Raw genomic sequence first — 1938 nt, forward strand, 5'->3', positions numbered from 1 at the left:
GCCGGGAGGTCGGCGAGGGCGGGCCCGAAGTCGGGCACCGCCTGGACCTGTCCTGTCCGTTCCTCGACCGCGACGACCGCCGCCAGGGCGGCGATCGTCGTGGCCAGGGTGACGAAGCGGCCCGTCCGCTCACCCACGGCGTTCCGCCGCGCGGCGGACGAGGTGGACGCCGGTCAGGGTGACCGCGCCGGTGACGGCGGCCCAGGCCAGCCAGGCGTCCGGGGAGTTCTGCACGGCTCCGGCGGCCTGGGCGCCGCCCGCGGGGACGGCCTTCGGGGTGCTGCCCATGCCGCTGAGCGTCTGGGTCGCCAGGGCGAGGTTCTTGTCGTTCGCGCTGCCCCAGGCGTAGACGATGTTGTCGCTGCCCTCCTTGAGGTTCAGGTCGGCGGGGCCGATCGCCACGGTGTCGGTGCCGGCGAGCGTCACGTCGGCCGAGACGGTCCCGGCGTCCACCACGGTGGAGGCCTGGTTCGGGTTCGTCAGCCCTTCGAACACGGCCTGTCCGCCGGCCCGGACGTCCACCGCCGGGGCCGCGGCCACGTGCCGCACGGTCAGGCGGGCCTTGCCGGCGTCGATCTTCGACGTGTCGTTGGTGAAGGTGGTGAGCATGGGCTTGCCGTCGGCGGACAGGTGCGCGGCGATGGTGGCGTTGGCCCCCTCGGGCACCTTGACCGTCTTCTCCAGGGCGGGGGTGCCGTCGGGCCCCTGGCCGGCCTTGAAGAGCTGTATGTCGTAGGTTCCGGCAGTCAGGTCCTGCGGCTGGGTGACGGTGCCGGGCTTGAAGTCGCCGAGCAGCCGGTCGCCGTTGGCGTAGACGTCGACGGTCATCCCCGGCACACCGTGGAAGACGGACACCTTCGCCGTCTCGGCCGCCTTGTCGCTGTCGTCGGCGGCCACGGCCATGGGGGCGGCGACGCCGAGGGCGAGAGCGCAGGCACCGGCGGAGGCGGCGAGGCGGAAGGGGGTGCGGACGGTCATGGCAATCATCCCTTCTCGGAGGTCCGCGCGTTCTCGCGCGGTCTCGATGTGGGTTCGCGCGCGGCATCCCGTACGGATGCACACGGCGGACATATTTCTCAATTCGCCCGACTACCCCTCCTTGCCGACGGTGACCCCTTGCTCGATCGCCGCGCGCAGGCGGTGCAGGCCGCGGCGGGTGTGGCTCTTGACGGTGCCCAGCGGGAGGCCGGTGCGTTCGGCGATGCCGGCCTGGGTCAGGTCCTGATAGAAGGCCATGCACAGCACCTCGCGCTGGCCGTGGGGCAGCCGGGAGAGGGCGTCGACCAGGAGCACCCGGTCGAGGACGTCGTCGGGCGCGCCGGCGGGGCGCCCGACGACGTCCCCGTCGCCCTGCCCGACGGTGTCGAGGGGGGCGGGCCGCTTGGTCCGCGCCGCCAGGGCGTCGACGATCTTGCGCCGGGTGATGCCGACGAGCCAGCCACCCAGCGACCCGCGTTCGGGGTGGTAGCCGTCGCGGCCGCGCCAGGCGCCGAGGAAGACCTGCTGCGTCACGTCCTCGGCCTCGTGGGAGTCGCCGAGCGAGCGGGTGGCCATGGTGTGGACGAGGGGGCCCCAGCGCCGGTAGACGGCGGCGAACGCGTCCTGGTCGGCCGCACGCAGTCCGCGGACGAGTTCCGCCTCGTCCTCCTCGACCGACGGCCGGGCCCCAAGTGCGGAGCCCGGGGGCCGGAGGCCGGCGTCCCGCGTGAACGTGGTGGTCATTCTGTTCCTCCTGCCGTCTGCGCCGTGCGGGCGACCAAGCCGCCCGCGGAGCGGGCCAGGACGGTGCGTGCGTCCTCGCCACCGGCTCGTGCTCGTCAGTCTTGTGAGTGAATTCGACGCGCTCAACATGCGTCGTTTGTGCGTCGTAAGATGGACGCGAGTGACAGGAGGTGCGGACGATGGACGAGGAGCTTCGCGAGGTGGTGGACGGGGGCG

The 1938-nt window shown here is 73.0% G+C and carries 2 protein-coding genes; both read right to left on the minus strand.

Annotated features, from left to right (window positions below; all coding sequences use genetic code 11):
* Positions 1–129: 129 nt before the first annotated feature.
* The gene (locus ACOV8S_RS13415; protein ID WP_448318053.1) at positions 130–978 is read right to left on the minus strand and encodes a DUF4397 domain-containing protein; all 849 of its coding nucleotides are present in this window, start codon (positions 976–978) and stop codon (positions 130–132) included.
* Between the two features lie 111 nt (positions 979–1089).
* The gene (locus tag ACOV8S_RS13420) at positions 1090–1722 is read right to left on the minus strand and encodes an RNA polymerase sigma factor (RefSeq protein WP_448318054.1); all 633 of its coding nucleotides are present in this window, start codon (positions 1720–1722) and stop codon (positions 1090–1092) included.
* Between the last annotated feature and the right edge of the window lie 216 nt (positions 1723–1938).

The organism is Streptomyces sp. CO7, assembly GCF_053474865.1.

Excerpts from the sequence above, each read along its gene's own strand:
- ACOV8S_RS13415 (WP_448318053.1), bottom strand. The coding sequence starts at position 978 with ATGACCGTCCGCACCCCCTTCCGCCTCGCCGCCTCCGCCGGTGCCTGC.
- ACOV8S_RS13420 (WP_448318054.1), bottom strand. The coding sequence starts at position 1,722 with ATGACCACCACGTTCACGCGGGACGCCGGCCTCCGGCCCCCGGGCTCC.